Annotated in this window: 19 protein-coding genes and 1 tRNA gene; 1 reads left to right on the top strand and 19 read right to left on the bottom strand. The window is 67.1% G+C overall.

What is annotated here, in order from left to right:
- Positions 1-40 precede the first annotated feature (40 nt).
- The 13 genes from ACZ5Y9_RS05000 to ACZ5Y9_RS04940 form a co-directional block, all read right to left on the bottom strand.
- Complete coding sequence (locus ACZ5Y9_RS05000) at positions 41-1,684, bottom strand: hypothetical protein (protein ID WP_464472447.1); 1,644 nt, start codon at positions 1,682-1,684, stop codon at positions 41-43.
- Positions 1,677-2,312, bottom strand: coding sequence for a hypothetical protein (locus ACZ5Y9_RS04995; RefSeq protein ID WP_464472446.1), 636 nt, complete (start codon positions 2,310-2,312; stop codon positions 1,677-1,679). Before ACZ5Y9_RS04995 ends, ACZ5Y9_RS05000 begins: the two co-directional genes overlap by 8 nt.
- 167 nt (positions 2,313-2,479) lie before the next feature.
- The gene (locus ACZ5Y9_RS04990; protein ID WP_247623379.1) at positions 2,480-3,040 is read right to left on the bottom strand and encodes a hypothetical protein; all 561 of its coding nucleotides are present in this window, start codon (positions 3,038-3,040) and stop codon (positions 2,480-2,482) included.
- Positions 3,037-3,468, bottom strand: coding sequence for a DUF4279 domain-containing protein (locus tag ACZ5Y9_RS04985; protein WP_247624728.1), 432 nt, complete (start codon positions 3,466-3,468; stop codon positions 3,037-3,039). The genes ACZ5Y9_RS04990 and ACZ5Y9_RS04985 overlap by 4 nt, the downstream gene beginning before the upstream one ends.
- A 9-nt stretch (positions 3,469-3,477) precedes the next feature.
- Complete coding sequence (locus tag ACZ5Y9_RS04980; RefSeq protein WP_247623380.1) at positions 3,478-3,684, bottom strand: hypothetical protein; 207 nt, start codon at positions 3,682-3,684, stop codon at positions 3,478-3,480.
- A gap of 33 nt (positions 3,685-3,717) precedes the next feature.
- Positions 3,718-4,218, bottom strand: a complete 501-nt coding sequence (locus ACZ5Y9_RS04975; RefSeq protein ID WP_247623381.1) for a hypothetical protein — start codon at positions 4,216-4,218, stop codon at positions 3,718-3,720.
- A gap of 821 nt (positions 4,219-5,039) precedes the next feature.
- On the bottom strand, positions 5,040-5,360 hold the full coding sequence (locus ACZ5Y9_RS04970; RefSeq protein WP_247623383.1) for a hypothetical protein: 321 nt from the start codon (positions 5,358-5,360) through the stop codon (positions 5,040-5,042).
- Positions 5,361-5,801: 441 nt separating this feature from the next.
- Positions 5,802-6,485: a hypothetical protein gene (locus ACZ5Y9_RS04965; RefSeq protein ID WP_247623384.1), complete on the bottom strand. Its 684-nt coding sequence runs from the start codon at positions 6,483-6,485 to the stop codon at positions 5,802-5,804.
- A 199-nt stretch (positions 6,486-6,684) separates the two neighbouring features.
- Positions 6,685-6,993 carry a hypothetical protein gene (locus ACZ5Y9_RS04960; RefSeq protein ID WP_247623385.1) on the bottom strand — a complete coding sequence of 103 codons (309 nt, stop codon included), beginning with the start codon at positions 6,991-6,993 and terminating at the stop codon, positions 6,685-6,687.
- Positions 6,994-7,620: 627 nt separating this feature from the next.
- Positions 7,621-14,148, bottom strand: coding sequence for an RHS repeat-associated core domain-containing protein (locus ACZ5Y9_RS04955; protein WP_464472445.1), 6,528 nt, complete (start codon positions 14,146-14,148; stop codon positions 7,621-7,623).
- Positions 14,148-15,050: a hypothetical protein gene (locus tag ACZ5Y9_RS04950; RefSeq protein WP_464472444.1), complete on the bottom strand. Its 903-nt coding sequence runs from the start codon at positions 15,048-15,050 to the stop codon at positions 14,148-14,150. The genes ACZ5Y9_RS04955 and ACZ5Y9_RS04950 overlap by 1 nt, the downstream gene beginning before the upstream one ends.
- 505 nt (positions 15,051-15,555) lie before the next feature.
- Positions 15,556-15,628, bottom strand: a tRNA-Arg gene (locus ACZ5Y9_RS04945).
- A gap of 65 nt (positions 15,629-15,693) precedes the next feature.
- Positions 15,694-16,287, bottom strand: coding sequence for an asparagine synthase (locus ACZ5Y9_RS04940; protein ID WP_464472443.1), 594 nt, complete (start codon positions 16,285-16,287; stop codon positions 15,694-15,696).
- Positions 16,288-16,382: 95 nt separating this feature from the next.
- On the opposite strand from ACZ5Y9_RS04940, the gene ACZ5Y9_RS04935 reads away from it, so the two are divergent.
- Positions 16,383-17,240, top strand: a complete 858-nt coding sequence (locus ACZ5Y9_RS04935; protein ID WP_247623390.1) for an SDR family NAD(P)-dependent oxidoreductase — start codon at positions 16,383-16,385, stop codon at positions 17,238-17,240.
- A 15-nt stretch (positions 17,241-17,255) separates the two neighbouring features.
- Here ACZ5Y9_RS04935 and ACZ5Y9_RS04930 read toward each other — a convergent pair whose 3' ends face one another.
- The 6 genes from ACZ5Y9_RS04930 to ACZ5Y9_RS04905 all read right to left on the bottom strand — a co-directional run bounded on the left by ACZ5Y9_RS04930 (position 17,256) and on the right by ACZ5Y9_RS04905 (position 21,837).
- Positions 17,256-18,125: a hypothetical protein gene (locus ACZ5Y9_RS04930; RefSeq protein ID WP_464472442.1), complete on the bottom strand. Its 870-nt coding sequence runs from the start codon at positions 18,123-18,125 to the stop codon at positions 17,256-17,258.
- Positions 18,122-18,367, bottom strand: a complete 246-nt coding sequence (locus ACZ5Y9_RS04925) for a hypothetical protein (RefSeq protein ID WP_247623392.1) — start codon at positions 18,365-18,367, stop codon at positions 18,122-18,124. The genes ACZ5Y9_RS04930 and ACZ5Y9_RS04925 overlap by 4 nt, the downstream gene beginning before the upstream one ends.
- 225 nt (positions 18,368-18,592) lie before the next feature.
- Positions 18,593-19,207: a GntR family transcriptional regulator gene (locus tag ACZ5Y9_RS04920; RefSeq protein WP_404597663.1), complete on the bottom strand. Its 615-nt coding sequence runs from the start codon at positions 19,205-19,207 to the stop codon at positions 18,593-18,595.
- 165 nt (positions 19,208-19,372) lie between these two features.
- A complete protein-coding gene (locus tag ACZ5Y9_RS04915) occupies positions 19,373-20,011 on the bottom strand; it encodes an NADPH-dependent F420 reductase (protein ID WP_464472441.1) in 639 nt (212 codons plus the stop codon).
- A 63-nt stretch (positions 20,012-20,074) separates the two neighbouring features.
- The gene (gene sufU / locus ACZ5Y9_RS04910) at positions 20,075-20,533 is read right to left on the bottom strand and encodes a Fe-S cluster assembly sulfur transfer protein SufU (protein ID WP_247623395.1); all 459 of its coding nucleotides are present in this window, start codon (positions 20,531-20,533) and stop codon (positions 20,075-20,077) included.
- Positions 20,530-21,837, bottom strand: coding sequence for a cysteine desulfurase (locus ACZ5Y9_RS04905; RefSeq protein ID WP_464472440.1), 1,308 nt, complete (start codon positions 21,835-21,837; stop codon positions 20,530-20,532). The genes sufU and ACZ5Y9_RS04905 overlap by 4 nt, the downstream gene beginning before the upstream one ends.
- Positions 21,838-21,840: the final 3 nt, after the last annotated feature.

The following is a 21,840-nucleotide window of genomic DNA, read 5'->3' as shown; positions in this document are numbered from 1 at the left end:
CACCCGTTCACGTCCTTCGGGATCGGCACGAACCGCCCACTCACCAGTGTTCCTCCGCCGGCGCGGACCCGGGGTTCAGCAGCTCGCCGACAGCATCCAGCACGATGCGGGCAGACGCCTCGGCCTCCAGTATCTCCAGTTCCTGACCCAGAGTGAGGTTGCGGCGCTCGCGTAACTGGGCGTAGCCGGCCCACGCGGCGTCGAGCGCGTGCAGCTGCTGCGCCGCATCCCACACATCGCTGTCGCTCACGCGATCGGAGACGTAGAAGTCGCGGAGAACTGTGCGCGGGAGCATCCGTCGGCTGTCATTCTCCAGCGCCTCGATCGCCCGCGTCCGCGCGGCCTCCGTGCGCGCAACGCTCCCGCCGCCGATGCGCCAAATCGAGAGGCCGAGCCCGAGGACCGTGAGGAGGCCGAACGTGAGGAGCAGAAGTCGCATCCACAAGGGCGGATCGTGCATGCCGTCCGCCAGAACGGTCGTGCCGACGAGTACGCCCGCGCCGAGCAACACGATCAACCCCGCGGCGATCCCGCGCGTGACGATCTTGGCGTTATCCGCACGAGTGTCGATGTTCTCGATCTCGCGGAGGGTCTTGTCGCGCGTGCGCGGGTCGAAGACGTAGGTGGCGAGCCATTCCGACCAGCCGGGTTCGCTGGCGATCGGCCCGAGTACGCGCGCTTCCACAGCGGGCGGCTCACCCGGGTTCGGCCTGCGCCGCCAGAGCGGACCTGCGATTGACGGCGCCAGGTGTTCGTCTCGCGAGTTGTTCATGAGGTAGGTCGCGCGCCACTCTTCAGGCGGTCGCGAAAGTGTTCGAACGATCTCGGCGGCACTGGTTTCGGCAGGTGACCCGTCTCCGGGGAATCGCAGGAAGACCTGGAACGGATGCTCGGGATCCCGATCGATGAGAGATGAGAGCCACACTCTGACCCGCGCAGGATCGTCGTGGTCGGGACCGACCCAGTCGAGCTTCACCCCGCGCACCCTGAGAAGCTCGTGATCCACCCGACCGAACACCAGGCGCCGCGCGGCATCCATCGGGGTCTCCCACGAGCGATCGGCCCGGACGCGCTCGACCTCCATTTCGTATGCGCCAACCGGGAAGGAGACACCCGCGTCGACGCCGTTCGGCACGCCGCTCACCCAATCCCAGTGAACCGCCTTGCCGTCGGGCGAAATGTCGATGTCGACCCAGTCGCACTCGGAATCCCCACATGCCGGGCACGATGAGATCAGCGCGAGCCGCTCATCGACCTCGACCGTGAAGTGGTCGATGTCGACGGGGTGGAGGCCGGAGGAGAGGCTGGCGGCGACCGAGACATCATTGATGTAGATGCACAGCTCCACTCCCGTGCTGCTCGCCTCCGACGGCTCGATCGCGAAGCGGATGCTGTCACTCGCGATGCGCTCCCAGCGACGCCCGTCAATCACGCGCGACACCCATCGTTCTCGTCTGGGCGGGTGGGGAATGCCGAGCTCTTCGCACGTAGCGAGGAGAAGCCGCTCGGTGGCGACCTCGTCGTTGGCCGGCTGCCCGGCGAGAATCCGCAGGCTCGGGCTGTCGAGGTCGTCGACGAGGGCGGCCACCGCGGCATCGATGACGCGGAGGCTCCAATCTTCGCCCCTCGCGTGCACCGCGCGGACGATCGCGTCGAAGAATCGGAGTTCGGGGGTTTCAGTCATTGATGGACTCCTCCCTGTGCGGGGCCGCGCCGCGAGGATCGAGACCCTCCCTCGCCTCGGCGATCGTCGCTGGCTTGAGCAACCCTTTTCGGATGCGCATGATGGGGAACTCGGCGGCCGGGTCACCGTTCGGGTGGAGTAGTTCCAACCGTCCGATGCCCGGTGGGTTGCCCAACCGAAACCTCCCGTCTGGGAGGTCGAGGAGCAGTTGCTCGCCGGAGAAGCCCATGCGGAGCTCGAGCCCGTTCGCGGTACGGACCGCTACCAGCCGGGCGCTGGCCAACGTCGGCGCGTTGACGAAGTCCTTCTGAAGCGCCCGCGCATGCGCCGAGTGCTCCCACAGCTTGGCCACGCCCAGCATCTGTCTGACGGACGGGCGCAGGATGAGGCCGTGGTCGGCGCCGGTGGCGGCCATCGCCCCGTGGAGCGCTTTTCGCGCGGCCCGCGGTTCGCTGTACTTGTAGGCGACCCGCGCGACAAGCGGAGAGACGAGGAAGGCAGGGCCGAAGAAGTAATAGGCCTCAGGCGGCAACGTTCCGCCCGACAGAGCGCTGGTGCTCGCGGCTGCGACGATCAAGGTGGTTATGATCGCCGCCCAGTACATCGTCGACAACCCGAAATGTGTCATGGCTTCATCTCCACGGCGACGGCGTCGCCGCCGCCCCCCGCAGCAGCACCCGTCTCTGCTTCTAGTCGCACCAGAATCACCCCCTCATGAATAAGACGACCTACTGCGTCGAACATGACGGCGCTACGCCACCTGTTACGCGAACGAGACGAGAAGCCTCGAGTGCTTCAGCGTGCGAACACCATCGGGAGCATCAGCTCCAGCGCCTGCATGGTGAGAACGACGGTCCAGTACGTCATCGCCACGAAAGCCAGCGACTGCGAGATCACCGACACCATCAGCGGCGCACGCTCGGTGCTGCCCTGCCGCCGGACGACGACGTGTCGCCCGATCACATAGACCAGGGGCGACAGGAAGGTCCACGCCCAGGGAAACGGCTGGAGGAACCCGCGACCCGTCAGCGCGCGCACATCGAGCACAGCGAATCGAACGGATGCCGCGTACGCGCCCCATCCCAGAATGAACGACGTCCACAGCCACGGGCTGAAGAAGAGCTCGAAGAACAGTGACATGAACTCGCTCATGCTTTCCGCGGAGTCGTATGTCGGCCGGTCTACGCGCGCGACATCATCGACCATCAGTTGGACGATTTGCGGGAAGATCCGCTGCCAATCAGCGAGGTAGCCGAACGCCAGAATCGACGTCAAGATCGGCAGGGCGACGATGAGCCAGTTCCAGACGGTGCGCGAGCTTGCCGGCGGAAGGCTCTGCGCCGGAGGCACGATCATGCGTTAGCCTCGCGTTCGGCATCCGTTCGGTCATCGAGGTTCACCGTCGTGTAGAGGTCGACGCCGAGCGCCGCGACCTGCGCCATCAGCTCGGCCGGCAGCACGAATCCGCCCTGGGCGGAGTCGGAGTCGGCCGTCCACCAGATGCAGGTCTCACAGTCCGCCGGAAGCAGAGGCACCCTCCCCGCTACGGGACGGCAGGCATCGAGCAACCAGCGCAGCGCGACAGTGCCGGTTCGGTCGTCTTCGGTGTTGTCCATCCGGTCGGAGTCGATGCACCAGACGTTGCACTCCTGCACACGACCCGAGCGCAGAACTGTGCCTCTGGGGATGACCCCGGTGGGCTGGATGCCGAGCACCTCCGTGATGGATGCCAGTGGCGTCTCCATCGATCGCACGACGAAGGATGCCAGCCCGGATTGAATCATGCGCGCCACTCACCGTTTCCTTTGTTCATCATCGCTCTTGAAGCTCTTCCAGAATCTGTAGAGTCCGTTTCCCAGCGCGATGATGCCGAGGCCGCCGGCCACGGTGACCTCGAACGGTTGGTCTTCCCGCCTCGTAGTCGGAACTCCATCGCGGACATCCAGCCAGTACGCGAGCGCCATCAGCGCGACCCCCGCGAAGAACAGGACGAGGTTCAACCACCGATACGCGTTTCGCCTACGGGCGCTCACTCATCCTCCGATCGGCACTGTCGCAAGCAGCACGGCGAGAAGGATCAGAGTCGAGACACCGCACGAGCCGACGATCATTGCGTTGATCCGAATGCGGTCGCGAGTCGACGAACTGCGACGCGTGAAGGCCCGGGATCGACGATTCCGCTGTCGAATCGCGAGCAATGCGACCGTCGCCAGGACTTGCAAGGCGCCAAGCCCCGCCACCATGGCCGTTGTCTGGACCGCAAGCGGCACGTGCAACCGGAAGAACAGGATCACCAGCGAGGCCAGCGCCATAGCCAGCAAGCCGATTCCGAAGTTGACCGCCCACTTCGGATCGGCGTCGCGCACAATTCGCTCGGTGGCTTTCTGCCCGTAAACGTCGGCAAGAGCGCGGATGCCCTTGACGTTGAGCCGAATAGCTGTCCGAGGATTCACAATGAGCAATGCGCCGACCATCGACGTCGAGGAGACACCGAAGAGCATGATCGCCGCATCAGCGACGGCGGGTTCAGCCATGAACGTGCCGAGCTTCACCCCGTGCGCGACCGAGAACGTCGGCGAGTCGCCTGACGGGGGTCCCACTGCTGCTCTCGATCGTCACTCAGTTCCTCCGGTAGTCGCTATCGCTTAGAGCCTTCGTGGAATCACCGCAAAGGCCACGCCCCATTGAAGAGACGACCGAACGCCCGGAATATGACGCGACTTCGGACCATTCTTCGGGGTGTCAGCCGTTGCGATCAGCTCGTCGCCAGAAGGGGCTCCCTGAGCGACCGCGACGAGCCCGTCCGAGCCGTTCGTCTGTCTGCGTTCCCCTCGAGTGGTCCGGCTGGCCATCTCTCTCCCCCCCCCCCCCCCCCCCCCCCCGGGTGCCACGGGCGACACAGCAGGAGGAAGATCGAGCTCTGCCAAGGCTCGGCCGACGGCTCTCCACCGCGCTGCCGATTCCGCGGAGAGTGGATGCCTCGGAGTCTCTTCGAGGTCCTTCAGCTCGTCACCCAGGATCACCTCGATGACTCGCGCAAGTGCATCATGCAGTGCCCGGGTAAGCAGGTACGCACCGATGTACTCGCCGTTCGGCACGGGTGCGAGCTCGGTCGTGTAGCACCGGGCGAAGGCGTCGGCCGCCTCCGCTCGGAGAAACGGGAATTCGATCGAGTCGATCCACGCCCTGAGGAACTCATCGCAGGGTCCGGCGTCCTCGAGGTGACGTTCATCGTCGAGGAAAAGCTGGGTGTGGACTTCATGCGGAGCGAACGAGTGCGCGCGTTCGATGGCTTGAGCGAAGGCCCCGTCGTAGACGAGGTCGACGAGGCGCGGCTCGGTCCGAGCGGCACGCATCAGCGGACCACGTCATGGCCGATGGCACGGAGCACGTCAGCCAGCCACACGAGACCGTACGACAGAGCAGCGTCCGGATGCGATGAGACCGACGCGAGGTGCGCAAGACTCTCACTCAGTTGCCCGATCGTGAGCGCACTCGGTTCGCGGATTACGTCGTAGAGATCATCAGCGGGGATCGACCAGAAGTAGTCCTCTCGAAGCGTCACGACCGGTCCTTCGAGCTGTTCGAGATGCCGCAGCAGCACAGACGTCGCCGCCCTGAGGGTCTCGATCGGCACGTGCAGTTCGTATGTCGAGCCGTCGTTGCTGTCACTCATCTTTGATTCCTTCCGATGGCTCTTCTAGGCGAGCGTTGTTTTCGCTACAGCAGGCAGATGCAGAGCGCGTCGGGTTCTGCCAGTGAGTTGCTCCAGACAACGACCTCAGCGTCGGATCTCGCTGGCGCTTCCAGCAGGATCTCGTTGCGGACGTTCATGACCGCGATCCGCCCGGAGGTGCGAATGACTCCTCGCCACCGAAGCGTCATCCCCTCTCCTGTCGAGCACTCATCGTCCGAATCCGAGAGACACACTGACGTCACACCGTCGAACTCGTTCATTGCGCCGACGGCAAGAGCACTATCGGTTGCCGCAACCGCGTCGCTTCCCATCGCCGTGGGCAGGCGCCCGACATCAGGATCGAGGACCAGAACCAGAGCATCAGGGATCGGCGCCGAGATGCTCCGCGGGCCTTGACGTTGTGGAAACCGCGTTGCTCGATCACCGAGGAACCTCGCTGAACGCGATCAGCTCGTCGACCCTGAACTTCTTCAGTTCTTCGTCCTGGCTCCAGCGCCTCACCGTGAATGCGAAGAGAAGCTGGTCGCCCTCATGCTCGATCACTGCCACGAGGACATCCGAGCCTCCGATCGTGGCGACGTCGGAGCCTCTCCACAGGCCGAGAACAGACGACGCCGGCAGTGTGAAGACGACGCCCGGCCGCCTCCAGCCCGCGATCAGTGACATTCCGGACGAGTCGATGACCAAGGTCGATTTCATTCCGCGACCGGCGTCCTTGCCCACCAGCCTCATCCGATGGGCCGCGACGAACAGATGTCGATCCCATTCCGTCCGCACCCGAACAGGCCCCTCTCCGACCTGCGATAACGGGATCGATACAAGGTTCGACAAGTCGTCGGGCAACCGAGGCGATCCGAAAGACTCGGCGTGATTTGCATTCCTCGACACCTGCGCCGCGATGTGCGGCGACGGATCAGGGCCCGCGACGTCAGACGTGGCGAAGAAGTCGAGACCGCTCGTCAACTGGTAATAGAGCACTATCGGGGTCACGATCACAAGCGCGACAGAAGCGATCAACAGTTCAGGAACCTGGATAGGAACGAACCACAGAATGAGCGCGCCGGAGATGCCGACGTACACCAGGCACACGACGACCATAATCATGCGGATGCGGCGCTGCCTCGCAGCCCACGTCCAGAAGCTAGGTGATGACAAGCTTGCCCACCGTTGATTCCCCCGATCATCCCGAACGCGCGCAGCGTTCGCAGTCCTCCGTTGCAGCGTCCGCCACTCCACTGAAGAGACGACCGAGCGCACGAATCATGACGCGACTTCGACAGATCCCGCGCTACTCCAGGCTGAACTAGAGCAAGTCGTTCAGGCTGACTCGATGCCACTCGCCCTTCCCCATATGAGAGACACCGACGAAAGGCGGTCGCTGTTCGGCCCGAAACATGAGTCGGAGAGGACCGTTCATCAGGAGCGACACAGTGTTGAAGTCGTACCAAGCGAGCGCATGCCGCAACCGGGTGTGCTGCGCCCAGCCGTGCACGAAGACCCATGCCAGAAACGCGATGGGAATGACCAGCCACAACAGGATGCTGCGTATGAACATCAGCAGGAGTCCGCCGACGATCTCGAGAAACCGCGCACCGCGGGTCGAAGCGCTCACGCTGCTCTCCTCGCCTGCGTCAGCAACGCCTCATCGCGACGAGGGGGATGTCGCGCTCGAAACAGTTCAGTACGCGTTATTGACGCGATCGTCTTCGAACACCTCCCCTCACCTTGAAAGCCCATGAATCGCTCGGCTCGTCAGCCCGAGCATGCCCGCTCGCGGACCCTGCCGTCCGAGTTGAGCCACATTCCGTTCGGCATGCCGTCCGCTGGGATCTCAAGTAGAGCTGACGGAGTTCCTGGGACGTCTCCCTGCACCTCAATGAAGTACTTAGTCCCAGGCTCGAGTGCTGGCATGGCGAACTCCACCGTCGAGAGTCCGTCGCTATCGGTGCCAGCTTGGAGCACAGTGCCAGCCCGAAGATCAGCCTCGCCCTCAGCATGCCAAATGGTCTCGTCGCTCGGTTCGCCCATTCCTCGATGCCATTCCTGGACGAGGATGTCAGTGGCGACCTGCCCCTCACAGACGGTGAAGAAAAGGTCTCCTCCGCTGACGAGCATCTCGTACTTGCCATGGTGGTAATAGTCATTGCACGCGGCCAACGAAAGGAGAAGTCCGATCAGAAGCGTCCCGGTCAGAGTCGCTCGAGAAGTAAACCGAAGCCTAGATGACTGACTCTCGGTACTACCACTTGAAGCAAATCTCTTCATATCCACCTCCAGGTCCAGCAGCCCATTCGATCGGGTTCAGGCACCCTCCGCCACGCTCATTGGGCCACTGCCCGAACACCCCGGACAAGATCAAACCCGCAGCCCAGACCGCGACGTATGCGTCGTTTCCCATTGTTGCCGACTGGACGGTGTGATTTGACTCGTGTCTGACGAGCTCAGGATGCGCGATGAAACCGTCTCGGGTGTAGTCCGTGACGATCACGTTTCCCAGAGTGATCGTTCCACCGAGCTTCGACCCTGCGCAGAGCACGAGCCCATTCTCGAACCAGTCGCAGCTCGCACCGCCGATCGCCGCAGTAGCGATGCCGAAAGCCGTCAGCGGGATGTTTCGCGCAAATCTTGCTACTCCCGCAGCAAGATTCCAAGCATTAGAGACTGCATCCACGACCCCTCGTAGGGCGCCTCCCGCCCACTGGTTGATCAGGCATGCCGCTGGATTCGGCATAAAGAAGCAGCTACTCGATCCACCAAACTGACTTCCCCGGCAGGCAGTGTCGCCGAATCCGCAGCCGACCATGTTGCGCAGGTGCAACTGAGTGGTGAAGTCCGAAGAACGATCCCTCGGATCCTTGGCGAAGTTGCGTGGCGCCTTACCGTCGAGATCCCCCATCGAGTGCTTGGGGAGCCTTGACCCCTTCTTCTTTCCTAGCGCAGCCGCGATCCCGCCCTTCTTCATCGCGTTCTTCATGTTGGCCTTCGCGACGCCACCTTTGAGGCCGCCACCGATCGGCAGGAACCCGAGGTGATCGCTGAACGCCACCGGCGAGTTCTCGACATACGCGAACCGGTTCAACGACTGCGGGCGCACCAGCAACCCGCGCCACTCATCCGGCTGCACCCACGACCCGGTCGCGGTGTCGTAGTCACGGGCGTAGTAATGATCCAGCCCGAGAGTCGCATCACCCGGCTGCCCGTCGTTACCGACCAACGACGCCCACCCGGTGGACTCGAACCCGGCAGCACCGAAGTCCGTGTAGTCCACGAGATCCGTGATCCGACCCCCGGCATCCGCCGTCGCCGTCGCATTGCGCGCATCACCCAACACCCACGCGTCGTCGTAAGCACCCGACTGGAACACGACCTCACCCGTCGGATCCCGCAACAACTCCGTCGACCCGTGCAACCCGCTATCGGTCGCAACAGGGTCAAGACCATCCCATGTCGTCGATGTCGTGTCCGACCCAAACCGGGTCTCATCCGTCACCGACGTCCGACGATCCAACCCGTCATACCTATACGACGTCGACCGCCCCTCCGTCTGCGTCGACAACAACCGCCCCGCCGCATCATGACCAAACGACGTCGGAACACCATTCACCGTCTGAGACGACCGATTACCCGCACCATCGAACGAGTACGACGCAGAACCCGCATTCACACCCGTCGTCTTGGTCGACGTGAGCTGCCCGGCGGCGTTGAACTGTGCCGTCAGATGAGAATCCCCCGCCTCGGCGCCCGTGACATCCCACGACGTGCGATTACCCGCCTCGTCATAGCCGTACGCGTTCGTCTCACCATCGGATGCCTCCGACTGCGTCAGGCGACCCAGGTTGTCGTACGTGAAGGTGTGAGAGAGGGTGTCGACTGTTTGCGTGGTGTCGGGCCCTTCGACAGGCTCAGGGACCGACGGCGCGTCAGGGACCGACGGTGTGGACGGGGTGTCGGGCCCTTCGACAGGCTCAGGGACCGACGGTCCCGCGATCTCGGGACCCGTGATCGTGCGGACGGAGTCCGTCACACTGCCCGCGGCGTCGTACTCGTACGTGTACTCGAGCGACGCCCCGGCGGGAACCGGAGACTCCACCTCGGGCAGCGTGCGCCGCTCCAGGTAGTCCCACGTCTTCACACACGGCTTCTGCCCACCCGCGGCCGGCGCCTGCCGCTCGGCGAGATACGTGCCCACGGCACGGCACTCCACGGCATCCGTCTTCAACGGCTCCGGCTCGGGCTCGGCAGGCACCGGCTCCGGCTCGGGCGTCTCGTGCAGCACCCGCGTGACCTGACCCAGCGGGTCGTACTCGAACGAGCTCGTCACCTGGTTCGGGCGGGTGATGCCCGTCAACCGACTCTCGGCATCCCACGCATACTCGACGACCCCCTCGGGCGTCGACTGCGTCGCCACATCACCCGCGGCGTCGAACGTGTACGCCGTCTCGGTGCCATCCGGATACGTCAGCGACTCGCGCAGACCCGCCGGCGTGTACGTCGAGGTGAGCGTGTCACCCCGGGTGTCGGTCTGCTGGAGCAGACGACCCACCTCGTCGTAGACCCACCCGGTCGTGCCGGTCGGGTCGTCCATCACGATCGGCTGCTGCTCGCCGCTGTACTCGAACGACACCTCGCCGTCCGACCGCACCAGCGTCTCGACATCACTGCGCGCGTCGTACGTGTACGCCGCCACGAGTCCAGCCGGGTTCGACACCCGCTCGACGCGACCGGCGTCGTCGTACGCCGTCTTCGTCTCGATGCCCGTCGGACCGGTCTCGGTCGTCTGACGCCCCGCCGCGTCGTACGCGAAGGTCGTCTCCGCCCCCAGCGGGTTCGTGATCTTCTCGAGAAGACCGGTGGCGGTGTACGCGTACGCGGTCTTCACGTTCACATCGGCGGCGGCATCCGCCCCGGGCTCGTAACCCTCGATGACCCCGACGAGCTGACCCGCCTCGTCGTACGAGAACGCCGTCACCTCACCGACCGGATCGACGGCCTGCGTCTGCCGGCCGGCCTTGTCGTAGGCGTAGGTGCTCACGCCGCCCGCGGCATCCGTCGCCGTCACCAGGCGCGATGCCTTGTCGTAGGCGTAGGTCGTGACCCCGCCGAGCGCATCGGTCTGCGACACCAGGCGCCCCGCGGCATCGTAGGCGTAGGTCGTGCGCGCCCCACCGGGCGCGACGATCGCCGTCTGCTGCCCGTTGCGGTCGTACTCGATCGCGGTCGCGCGACCGTCGGCATCGAGGATGCTCGTGATCCGCCCCACGGCGTCGTACGAGAACTCGGTGACCGCGCCGGTGGCATCGGTCTCGCGCAGCACCTGGCCTGCGGCATCCACCTCGTAGAGCGTCGGATTGCCGTTGCGGTCGATGATCCCGATGAGGTTGCCGTCGATGTCGTACAGGTACTCGGTCTCGAACCCTGCCGGGTCGGTGACGAGCGTCACCCGATCCATCGGGTCGTACTCGTAGGTCGTCACTCCGCCCGCGGCGTCGGTCTGCGACACCACGCGTCCGGCGGCGTCGTACTCCACCGACGACGCGGCACCCGTGGCGTCGGTGGTCGTGACCGGGCGACCGAGATCGTCGATCGTCGACGTCGTCTCGGCACCGAGAGGATCGACGGATGCCGTCTGCACCCCGGTCTCGTCGTACCGGCGCTCCCACTCCCCGCCGTTCGGATCGATGACACCCACCGTGCGGTAGGCCTCGTCGAGCACGAACGCGGTGGTTCCGCCCTCGGCATCCGATGACGCCGTCAGGTTGTCTTCACCGTCGTAGGCGAACGTCGACGCACCGCCCTCGGGGTCGGTCACCGTGACCAGGCGCGCCAGCGCATCCCACGTGTAGCCGGTGACCGCACCCATCGGGTCGGTCGCCGCCGTCAGCTGCCCGTTGCCGTCGTAGGCGTAGGTGGTGATCCCGCCCTCGGCATCCGTCGTCGATGCGAGGCGGTCGCCCGCATCCCAGGCGAACGACGAGACGCCGCCGGCCGCATCGGTCACCGAGGTGAGGCGGTTGCTCGCGTCGTAGGCGTACGTCGTGACCCGCCCGATCGCATCGGTCGACGACACCAGGTTGCCCCGCGCGTCGTACGCATAGGTCGTGGCGGCTCCCGACGGCAGGATGCTGCGTGTCAGGTCGCCCGCCGCGTTGTACTCGAACCGCACGCTCGTGCCGTCGGCCTGCTGCACCTCGGTGATCAAGCCCTGCGCGTTGTAGACGTTGGTCTCGGTGCGGTCGCCGTCGAGATCGGTCGCCGTCTCGACGTCGCCGCCATCGGTGTACGTGTAGCTCGTGACGGTGCCCGACGGGTCGACCTCTTCGAGCAGGTTGCCGTCGTCGTCGTAGGTGTACTCCCACGTGCGACCGGCCTCGTCGGTGTGCGACGAAACGTTGCCGATGTCGTCGAACTCCCACGTCGCCCTCTCACCGGCGGTGTCGACGATGCCCGTGATGCGGGCCTCGTCGTCGTACTCGAACACGGCCACGCCGCCCTCGTTGTCGGTATAGGTCGTCTTGCCATCGGCGTACGCGAAGGTGCGCACGTTGCTCTCGGCATCTAGCTGCCGCACCACGCGGCCCGCCGCGTCGTACTCGTTCACGAGATACGTGACGCCGTTGCCGTCGGTGGCCGTGAGCATCCGGTGCTCGGCGTCGTACGTGAACGACTGCACGGTGCCGTCGGCGCTCGTGATCGACATCAGATCGCCGGCGTCGTTGTAGGCCAGCGACCAGGTGCGTCCATCCGGCAGTGTGAAGCCCGTGATACGCCCGACGCCGTCGCTCGCGACCTGCACGGTCTGCCCGGCGGCGTCGGTGATCGAGGTCAGCGGCGTGAACTGGTGCACGTCGGGGTCGGATGCCCCGTACGTGAGGGTCGTGGCGTTGCCCTGGCGGTCGACGTGCCGGGTGAGCTCGCCGATGCCCCAGATGTCGGCGGCGTCGAAGACCCAGGTCTCACCCTCGTCACTCGTGAGGTTCAGCTGGCCCGCGCCGCCCTCGGTGAGCGTGAGGCCGAGCCCCTCCTCGCCCGTGTAGCCACCGGCGCCGTCGCTCGCGAAGACGAATGACGCACCGTCGCCGCGCACGACCATGACCGAGTCGTCGTCGAAGCGCTGCGCCCGGGCTCCCAGCCCGAACGTCCAGCCCGCGCCGACCCGCGAGAGCCGGCCGTCCTGCGCGTTGTATACGAGGTTCGCCGCGATCGACTGCGCGCCGGGGCCCGCCAGGTCGAACAGCGGGAACGACTCGACCAGGTTTCCGGTCGAGAAGGACACCGGATCGGCGCCGTAGGTCTGGTAGTTCTGGTAGCCCAGGTGGCGCCAGCGGGCGAGCTCGGCCTGCGACGGCGGCGAAGGCCAGCCGCCCAGCACGGGGTCGGTGCAGTCGAAGCCGATCGACTCGAGGTACCCGCCGAGGCTGCGGAACGTGCCGTCGACGATGCTGCCGAAGCCCTGATCGATGACCGGGCGGTCGTAGTTGTGGTCGAGGAACAGCGTCTCGACGTGCGCGTACGCCCCCGGCACCCCGCCGAACTGCGCGAACGGGAAGTTCGCGTTCGACGGCTCGATGTTCGACGGACGCCCCGTGTACGTCGGCATGTGCGTGACGAACGAGTCGCGCAGCTGGTTGTCGGCACCCGAGCCGCGCGAGTAGGCCATCGTGCCGCCCTCGGCCTCGTTGCCCCACGCGTACCCGTTCCAGGTCGCGAAGCCGAAGCTCACGGTGGCGACGGGGTTGGCGGATGCCGCGACCCCTGCGCGGGTATCACGGGAGACGAACGGGATGCTGGCCGGCCGTGTCAGCACGACCTGCGCCTTGCACTGCAGCGCGAGGTAGTTGGCGAGGCCCTCGACGAGGTTCCAGTTGTACGGGAACTCGGTCGCCGGAGCCGGCGTCTGCACGACGCCCTCGTCGTTGTCGGGGTCGAGCACCACCACCGGTCCCGGCGGAACCGGGAACGGGGTCCCGATCACCACGAACTGCGACAGGTGATCGGACTCGCCCTTGACCGTCTGCGTCTCGGCGTCGAAGTACGACGGCAGCTCGGTCCACGGCTCGTCGGGCGTCGAGCGCGTGTAGATGCGCAGGGTCGAGGTCTCGACCTCGGCCTCTTCGACGCGCGCCATGTCGACGTCGAACTCGAGCGTGATGCCCGGAATCACGTCCTTGACGACCGGGCCGTGCTCGGGGTCGTCGCTGGGCAGATCGATCAGCTCGGCGGGGAAGCTCGTGACCTTCTCGCCGGCATCGTTCAGCGCGACGATCTCGACCGGATCGCTCACCACCACACCCGAGGTGTCGACCACGGCCGAGCGACGCGCCTGCGCCTCGGACGGCGCCTCGGTGAGGCTGAGCGAGACGGGAGCCTCGAGGTCATGGCCCGAGAACGTCGCCTGCACGCCGAGCGCGTCGGAGGCGATGTCGGTCGGCTCGCCGGGGGCGAGATCGGATGCCGCGGCCGAGGTCTCGATCGGCTTCGAGGTGCCGGTGGAGGTGTGGGCGGTGGCGCTGGTGGTCGTGGAGATGCCGCCTTGGACGGGCGGGGCCGCCGGGGCGGGGGTCACGGTGGCGGTGCCGGTGGTGTCGTCGGTGTCGGTGTCGTCGAGCTCACCGTCGGCGTTCAGGCCGGCGGCCGCGTAGACCTTCTGCAGCACCTCGGAGCGGGCCTGCTCCATGACCTCTTGGGGCGTGAACGGTGCGGGCGCCACGGCGCCGACACCGAGAACCAGCGCCGCGATCGCACTGACCGCGACGGACCTCGACCACATCAGCGACCAGCCTCGGTGGAGTCGTCGGTGTCGGGCGTCGTGTCGGTCGTGGTGTCGGGGGTCGTGTCGGGCGTCGGGTCGGTGCCTTCGGCATCCGGGGAGGTGTCGGCTTCTGCGGCGGGCTCGTCGAAGACGTCGAGGTCGGAGTCCGCGTCGGCATCCGTGTCGCTCTCGGTCGGCGCAGCGGCATCCGTATCGGTGTCGGCATCCGCGTCATCTACCGCGTCGATGCCGGCCGCGGCGTTGCGGCGGCGCTGCCAGATCCAGAGTCCGAGGCCGCCGCCGATCAGCACGACGGCGAGGATGATGATCCACAGGGCGATCGTGCCACCGGTGATGGCGAGGTCGTCGACGCGCACGACGCAGGCGGCGAGCTCCGCAGCATCCGAGACGCCGTTGCCGTCGTAGTCCTCCGAGCCGTCCGCGCAGGTGCGCGTGCCGCAGATCACGAACTCGACCCAGTCGCCGATGCGGTCGCCGTCGGCGTCTTCGAGCGAGTTCGAGCAGGTGTCGGTGCCGCAGACGAGGCGCTCGGCGAAGTCGGGGATGCCGTCCTTGTCGCGGTCGGCCGTGGGCGAGGCGCACGTGGTGCTGCCGCACGAGAGCACTTCGGTCCAGTCCGGGATGCCGTCGGCGTCGCGGTCTTCGGTGCCGATCGCACAGGTCGCGGTGCCGCAGACCTCGCGCTCGACGACGTCGGGGATGCTGTCGCCGTCGGAGTCCTTCTCGTCCGCCGAGGCGAACACCACCGGAGCGGCCGCGACGCTCGCGATCACCGTGTCGGCGGAGGCGGGTTCGACCGCCTGTGCCATGACCGGTGTCGACATCAACGACACCAGTGCGACTGCTCCGACGATTGCGCGCGCGACAACACGTCGCACCATGTACTTGGGCAAAGTCATCCCCCCGGATGCTCACAGGCGCCTCATATGCGCCGCTCTGGGGATTCACAGTGGCCTATGTCTTCGCGCATTTGCAAGCCGAATTGCGCGACACGCCGGGCCCAGAAAAAAGATTCCGTTTTCGCGTCATAAAACGCGGAGTTCCTCGTCTAGGCGGTAGCACGAGCACTTTCCCGGGTCGCCCCTTTTGGCATTTTGGTATATCGGGTGCGGGCGTTTATCCGTCGCGAATTTCGAATTCGTGCGGAATGAGACGCTTCGACAGGCTCAGCGACCCAGTGCAGAGACGGGGCGACCCGGTGAGGCTGGGTCCCTGAGCTTGTCGAAGGGTCCCCCACAAGACACTCCTCCCCCGGCACAACTTCGGAGATCCGATCCGACACACCGCACGAACGGATTCCGCGACCGGCGCGTCGCGCCAGAACTCCGAAGTTGTGCGGGGGCGAGACACTCCCCGGGGACGAGAAAACCCCCGCCGCTCTCGCGACGGGGGTTTCAGGTGATGTGCGCCCGAAGGGACTCGAACCCCTAACCTTCTGATCCGTAGTCAGATGCTCTATCCATTGAGCTACGGGCGCCCAGCCCGCTCAGCGGGCCGTGGAATAGCCTACATGAGACTCGACGCGAAAGCGAAACGAGCCCCTCAGGCGGTCTCGGCGGACTCCTTCTCGGCGTCCTTCTCCTTCTTCTTGCGCTTCGCCTTGGCGCGCTGCAGCGACGACAGCGCCTGCAGATCGACGAGCCGCAGCGCCTGCATCCGCGCCTCGCGCATGCGGGAGTAGTCAGGATCCTGATCGGGACGCATGCCCTCGACACGGAGTCGACGGTCGAGGTTGTGCCGCACATCCGACCACGCACCCTCGCGCGCCTCTTCGACCATCGCGCCGAGCTGCTCGGGGTCGTCCATCATCTCGCGCAGCTTCGCCGCGACGCCGCTCGCCTGCTTGGCCCGCCGTCGAAGATTGCGCACATCGCGGTCGCGGTAGTCGTGCGTGCCGCGCGGATCGGAGTGCCGACCACGGGCCCGCTTGCGCAGGGCGGTGACGTTCGCGGCCGCAGCCTCGGACTCCTCGGCCATCGCTCGCAACGCCTCACGGGCGTCGGCGATGTACTTCTCGGTGTCGAAGATCCCGTCCTCGGCGATCGTCCCGACGAGGATGTGGTTCTTGATCGCGAGGCGCGCCGCAGCGGTCGCGATCGCGACGCCTTCGGCGATGGCATCCGCTGTTCGTCCCACCGGAACCTCCTCCCTTCGAGCGTACCCGTATCGCCCGCGCGCAGCCTCGGCCAGAATGGGCAAGAGCCCGCTCGGCTCGCCCTCGAGGAGTATGCATGCGGCCACTGACATTGCCCGGAAGCACGACCGTTATCACCGGCGCGGCCAGCGGCATGGGGGCCGAGGTCGCCCGCCAGCTCGCCGCCGCCGGCGCGCACCTCGCCCTCATCGACCACAACGCCGAGGCGCTGCAGGCTCTCTCGACCGAACTCGCCGGTCCGCGCAACCCGAGCGCGCCGCCCCTCACCATCCACGTGGTCGACCTGCGCGACGACGACGCGGTGTTCGCGACGGCATCCGACATCACCGCCGCCCATCCTCGGATCACCGCGCTCATCACCTGCGCCGGGTCGTCGATGCTCGGCGACATCGACCAGCTCACGATGGAGGAGATGCGCTGGCTCACCGACGTGAACCTCTGGGGCACCGTGTCGATCACGAAGGCGCTCCTGCCCGCGCTGCGCCGCGCCCCCGCCGCCCACATCACGCACCTCGCGAGCGTCTACGCCCTCGCCGCACCGGCCGGTCGCATCCCGTACGCGCTGAGCAAGTACGCCGTGCGCGGGTTCTCCGAGGCGCTGCGGCACGAGCTCGAGGGCAGCACGGTGTCGGTCGGCGCGGTGTATCCGGCGGGCGTGCGCACCGGCATCATCCTGCACGGCAGGTACGCCGCCGCGATCCCGCCGGCCATCGCCGATCGGGCCGCCGCCGCACAGGCCGCGATGTACCACACCGAACCCGCGGATGCCGCGGCGCGCATCGTGCGCGCGACCGTCCATCGCCGGGCGCGCACCATGATCGGCCGCGAGGCCCGGCTCATCGACGTGCTCACGCGCCTCTCCCCCACCGGCTACTGGCGCGTCATGCGCGGGCCGCTGCGCGAGGCCATCGACACGACGACGCCGATCGACTGAGCCAGCGACCGGCCGTCAGCCCACCGCGCCGACCCAGATACCCGACGCCCACGCCTGCTGATCGCCGTTGCACCCGACATCACCCGGGTACCCGCGCACGACCGCCATGCAGTTCGCCAGGAACTCGGGGTCTCCCCCGAACATCGACTGGTACGAGCCCGAGGCGTTGAGCGCGCCCCACACCTGGAACTGGTAGATGTGCGCGAGCTCGTGCGCCATGGCCCACTGCAGGCGCCCGGTGCTCCAGTTCGCGATGTCGGCGCGGTACTTGATGTAGCCGCCGCTGTTCGCGCAGGCCGGGGCCGTGCCGCCCGCGCACGACGACGACTCGTACAGGCCCACGCCCGCCCCGCCCACCTGGTCGAGGGCGGCGCGCACGCGCGCGTACCCGTCGGGTCCGCTCGTGCTCCAGGCCGGCCCGGCCGGACCCGCGGTGACGATCTGAGCCGCCTGCCAGTCGGAGACCTCCTCGCCCACCTTCTCGGTGAGCGCGTGAACAGTGGCGGTGGCCGCGACGACCACCGCGGGATCCGACCGCTCGGCGAGCACCGTCTGCTGCGCATTCAGAGCGGATGCCCGGTGCGCCGCCGTGTCGACCTTGCCGTCCGCGCCCTCCAACGCCGTGGAGAGAGCGGCGATCTCATCGACGAAGGCGGGGCGCACCTCAAGCACCGCGTCGCGGTCGGCGGCATCCTCTTCGGCGCGTTCGACGGCCCCTTCGAGATAGGCGGTGCGCGCGGCAGAGGTGGTCGCCTGCTCGGTCACGGCGATCAGTTCGGCGACCGTCTCGGCGCGCTCCGCCTCGAGAGCGGCGGCTCGATCGACCACGGCGCCGCCCACCAGGATCGCCGCAGCGATCGTCACCGCCATCGCGCGCCGGATCACTGCATGAATCCCGTGGTGTCGGTGAGCTCGGCATCCTGCTCGGCGATCTGCGAGCGCAGGGCCGTGAGCCGTGCGGCCAGGCCGAGGTTGTCGTCACCGATGTCGTCGAGACGCTCGGTGGTCTGCTCCACGCGCTCGTGGAGCTGGGCGACCTCGGCCGCGCGCTGCTGGTCGGCGAGCACGACGATCGTCGCTCCCCCGATCAACAACAGACCCCCGACGACGACGGCTACGCCTCGCATACCGCTCCCCAGAGAACGCGAACACACCCAACAGGCCCAATATAGCGGTGTGCCGGGGCGGTGTGAGGGCGAAGTGCGGCGGACCGGCGTGCACTAACTCAGGAAGAACGGGCCGGATCCGGGCCCGGAGAGCGAAGATAACGATTTCAGGGGCCGGTTGTCCTGAGTTAGTGCCACGCACGCAGACCGCACACCAGACCGGCACCGAACGGACCAGCCCGCCCCTCAGACCTCGACGCCGCGCGCCAACCGCCGCTCGGCCGCGAGCCGCCCGCTCGCGAGGTGCTGCGGGATCAGTGTGCGCAGGGCGTCGGAATCGCGGGCCTCGATCGCCTCGAGAATGATGCGGTGCTCCTCGGCCATCGCCAGGAGGTCGTCGTGCTGACCGAACAACCACTGCAGCCGCGTGAGGAAAACGCTGATCAGCTCGTTGAGCATGTCGTTGCCGGCGAGGCGCGCGGCGATCTCGTGGAACTCGCCCGCCGCGATCCGCGCACCTTCGGCATCGCCCGCGAGGGCCGCCGCCATCTCACGCTCGTAGGCGAGGCGGATGCGCTCGATGCCGTCCTCGTCGTGGCGCTCGGCGGCGAACACGAAGATCAGGGTCTCGATCGCCTCGCGCACCTCGGCGAAGTCCTGGATGTCCTGGTGCGTGAACTCGCGCACCACGGCCCACGTGCGCGGCCGTGCGACGACGACGCCCTCCGACACGAGAACGCGGATGGCCTCGCGCACCGGCAGCCGCGAGACGTGCAGCTCGGCGGCGATGTCGCGCTCGACAAGTCGCGATCCCGGGGCACGCCGACCCAGCACGATGTCATCGCGCAGTATGCGCGTCACTCGCACCGACTCCAGTTCGGTAGCCCCCGCCCCCGTCATTCCGGCAGTCTTGCACTCGCAGAGCGAAATCGCCAACTTTGGTATCCCAGGGCGAGAATATTCAGCTGAATGAGACGGGGGACGGATGCCGCGGCATCCGTCCCCCATCGTGAAATCGATCTCGACTCAGGGCAGGCGATTCGCCTTCGCCAGGTTCGCCTCGAGCTCGGCCGCGTTCTGCCGCACGACGTACGCCGGGCGATCGCGTTCGACCCGCCACGACTCGCTGAGGGGTCCGATGTTCACGGTGTCGAATCCGATCTCGTCGTAGAACTTCGTGACGAACGCGACGGCCTCGTCGTCGCCCGCGGTCGCGAGCGCGCGGCGGTCCGGCGTACCGGCCGGGGTTCCGTCGGACGTGATGTCGGCGGCCATGATGTGGTTGAACGCCTTGGCGATGCGCGAGGTGGGCAGGTGCGCCTGCACGATCTCGGAGGTCGTGGTCTCGCCCTTGTCGAGTGCGTCGATGTGGCCGTCGCGCTCGAAGTAGTAGTTGTTCGTGTCGAGCACGATCTTGCCGGCGAGCGGTTCGACCGGCACGTCACCGATCGCCTTGAGCGGCACCGTCACCACGACGACATCGCCCTCCGCACCTGCTTCGACCGCGGTCGCCGCCTTCGCCTTCGGGCCCAGCTCGTCGATGAGATCCGTGAGGGTCTCGGGTCCACGCGAGTTCGCGATCACGACGTCGTAGCCGGTGGCGACGGCCGCGCGAGCGACCTGAGCGCCGATGTGTCCTGCACCGATGATTCCGATAGTGGTCATGCAGGGGCCAACGCCCACCGCCCGCCGGTATTCCGAGAAGTCCTCGGATGACGTCGGCGCGCCCTAGGCCGAGGGCGACAGCGTCGACTTCTGCAGGGCATCCTCCGCGGCGACCCACGCGAGCATCGCGCACTTCACGCGCGCCACGTACTTCGACACCCCGCCGAGAGCCGCGGCATCGCCGAGCAGCTCCTCGTCGGGCTCGATCTTGCCGCGCGAGCGCATCGCCTCGCGGAACGCCGCGATGCGCACGTCGAGATCGTCGACCGAGAGCCCTTCGGCGAGCTCGGCGAGCAGCGACGCGGATGCCTGCGAGATCGCGCAGCCGTGCCCCTCCCAGGCGATCGCCTCGATCGATCCGTCAGCCGCGCGGTGCACCTGAACGGTGACCTCGTCGCCGCAGGTCGGGTTGACCTGGTGCGACTGCGCCAGGATCTCGCCCCGCAGGCCGAAGCCGTGCGGCGTGCGCGAGTGGTCGAGGATGAGCTCCTGGTAGAGGTTCTGCAGGTCGCCGGACGTCATGAGCGTGCTCCGAAGAAGTCGATGGCCGCGGCGACGCCGTCGATCACGGCATCCACCTCGGCGTCGGTCGTGTAGAGGTAGGTGCTGGCCCGGGTCGACGAGGTCACGCCCAGACGGCGATGCAGCGGCTGGGCGCAGTGGTGGCCGACGCGCACGGCGATGCCGCGGTCGTCGAGGAACTGGCCGACGTCGTGCGAATGGATGCCGGCGACGTCGAAGCTCGCGAGCCCCACGCGCGGCAGGGCGATGCCCGCGCCGAGCACCCGTACGCCCTCGATCGCGCCGAGCCCGTCGAGCAGGCGCGCGCCGAGCTGGGCCTCGTGGGCGGCGATCCGCGGCATCCCGATCTCGGTCAGGTAGTCGACCGCTGCGGCGAGCGCGATCGCCTGCGAGACCCGCTGCGTGCCGGCCTCGAAGCGCTGGGGCGGAGCCATGTACTCGGCCTCGGTGGTGGTGACGGTGGTGATCATCGAGCCGCCGGTGAGGAACGGCGGCATGATCTCGAGCAGTTCGCGGCGGCCGTAGAGCGCGCCGACACCGGTGGGTCCGAGCATCTTGTGGCCGGAGAGCACGGCGAAGTCGACGTCGAGGGCGCGCACGTCGAGCGGTAGGTGCGGAGCCGACTGGCAGGCGTCGAGCATCACGAGCGCACCGACTTCGCGGGCGCGGGCGATCACCTGCTCGACGGGGTTGATCACGCCGAGCACGTTCGAGACGTGGGTGACGGCGACGAGCTTCGCGCGGTCGGTGATGTGCTCGGCGAGGGTGTCGAGGCGCAGCGCCCCGTCGTCGTCGAGCGGGATCACGCGCAGGGTCGCGCCGGTGCGCGCGGCGAGCTCCTGCCACGGGATGAGGTTGGCGTGGTGCTCCATCTCGGTCGTGACGATCTCGTCGCCCGCCCGCAGTCGCAGGGGCTCGGCCGCCGCGCCTCCCCGCCCGATCGAGGCGTTCGAGAGAGAGTAGGCGACGAGGTTCAGCGCCTCGGTGGCGTTCGAGGTCCAGACGATCTCGTCGTCGTCGGCCCCGATGAAGCGCGCGACGGTGGCCCGGGCGTCCTCGAAGAGCTCGGTGGCCTCGGCGGCGAGGGTGTGCGCTCCGCGGTGCACGGCGGAGTTGAACGTGGTCGCGAACTCGCGCTCGGCGTCGAGCACCGCGAAGGGCCGCTGCGAGGTCGCGCCCGAGTCGAGATAGGCGAGCGGATGCCCGTTCACCGTGCTCGCGAGGATCGGGAAGTCCTCGCGCAGCCGACGCACCTCGTCGTCGCTCAGCGGGGTGGCCGGGGCGGTGAGGGACGACGTGCTCATCCT

It is taken from the genome of Microbacterium sp. T3-8 (genome assembly GCF_055398145.1).
Note: the sequence above shows the minus strand (reverse complement) of the source record. Positions and strands in the feature narration are given on the sequence as shown.

Coding starts and splice junctions, on each gene's coding strand:
- ACZ5Y9_RS05000 (WP_464472447.1), bottom strand. CDS start 1,684: ATGACTGAAACCCCCGAACTCCGATTCTTCGACGCGATCGTCCGCGCG.
- ACZ5Y9_RS04995 (WP_464472446.1), bottom strand. CDS start 2,312: ATGACACATTTCGGGTTGTCGACGATGTACTGGGCGGCGATCATAACC.
- ACZ5Y9_RS04990 (WP_247623379.1), bottom strand. CDS start 3,040: ATGATCGTGCCTCCGGCGCAGAGCCTTCCGCCGGCAAGCTCGCGCACC.
- ACZ5Y9_RS04985 (WP_247624728.1), bottom strand. CDS start 3,468: ATGATTCAATCCGGGCTGGCATCCTTCGTCGTGCGATCGATGGAGACG.
- ACZ5Y9_RS04975 (WP_247623381.1), bottom strand. CDS start 4,218: ATGGCTGAACCCGCCGTCGCTGATGCGGCGATCATGCTCTTCGGTGTC.
- ACZ5Y9_RS04970 (WP_247623383.1), bottom strand. CDS start 5,360: ATGAGTGACAGCAACGACGGCTCGACATACGAACTGCACGTGCCGATC.
- ACZ5Y9_RS04965 (WP_247623384.1), bottom strand. CDS start 6,485: ATGATTATGGTCGTCGTGTGCCTGGTGTACGTCGGCATCTCCGGCGCG.
- ACZ5Y9_RS04955 (WP_464472445.1), bottom strand. CDS start 14,148: ATGTGGTCGAGGTCCGTCGCGGTCAGTGCGATCGCGGCGCTGGTTCTC.
- ACZ5Y9_RS04950 (WP_464472444.1), bottom strand. CDS start 15,050: ATGACTTTGCCCAAGTACATGGTGCGACGTGTTGTCGCGCGCGCAATC.
- ACZ5Y9_RS04935 (WP_247623390.1), top strand. CDS start 16,383: ATGCGGCCACTGACATTGCCCGGAAGCACGACCGTTATCACCGGCGCG.
- ACZ5Y9_RS04925 (WP_247623392.1), bottom strand. CDS start 18,367: ATGCGAGGCGTAGCCGTCGTCGTCGGGGGTCTGTTGTTGATCGGGGGA.
- ACZ5Y9_RS04915 (WP_464472441.1), bottom strand. CDS start 20,011: ATGACCACTATCGGAATCATCGGTGCAGGACACATCGGCGCTCAGGTC.
- sufU (WP_247623395.1), bottom strand. CDS start 20,533: ATGACGTCCGGCGACCTGCAGAACCTCTACCAGGAGCTCATCCTCGAC.
- ACZ5Y9_RS04905 (WP_464472440.1), bottom strand. CDS start 21,837: ATGAGCACGTCGTCCCTCACCGCCCCGGCCACCCCGCTGAGCGACGAC.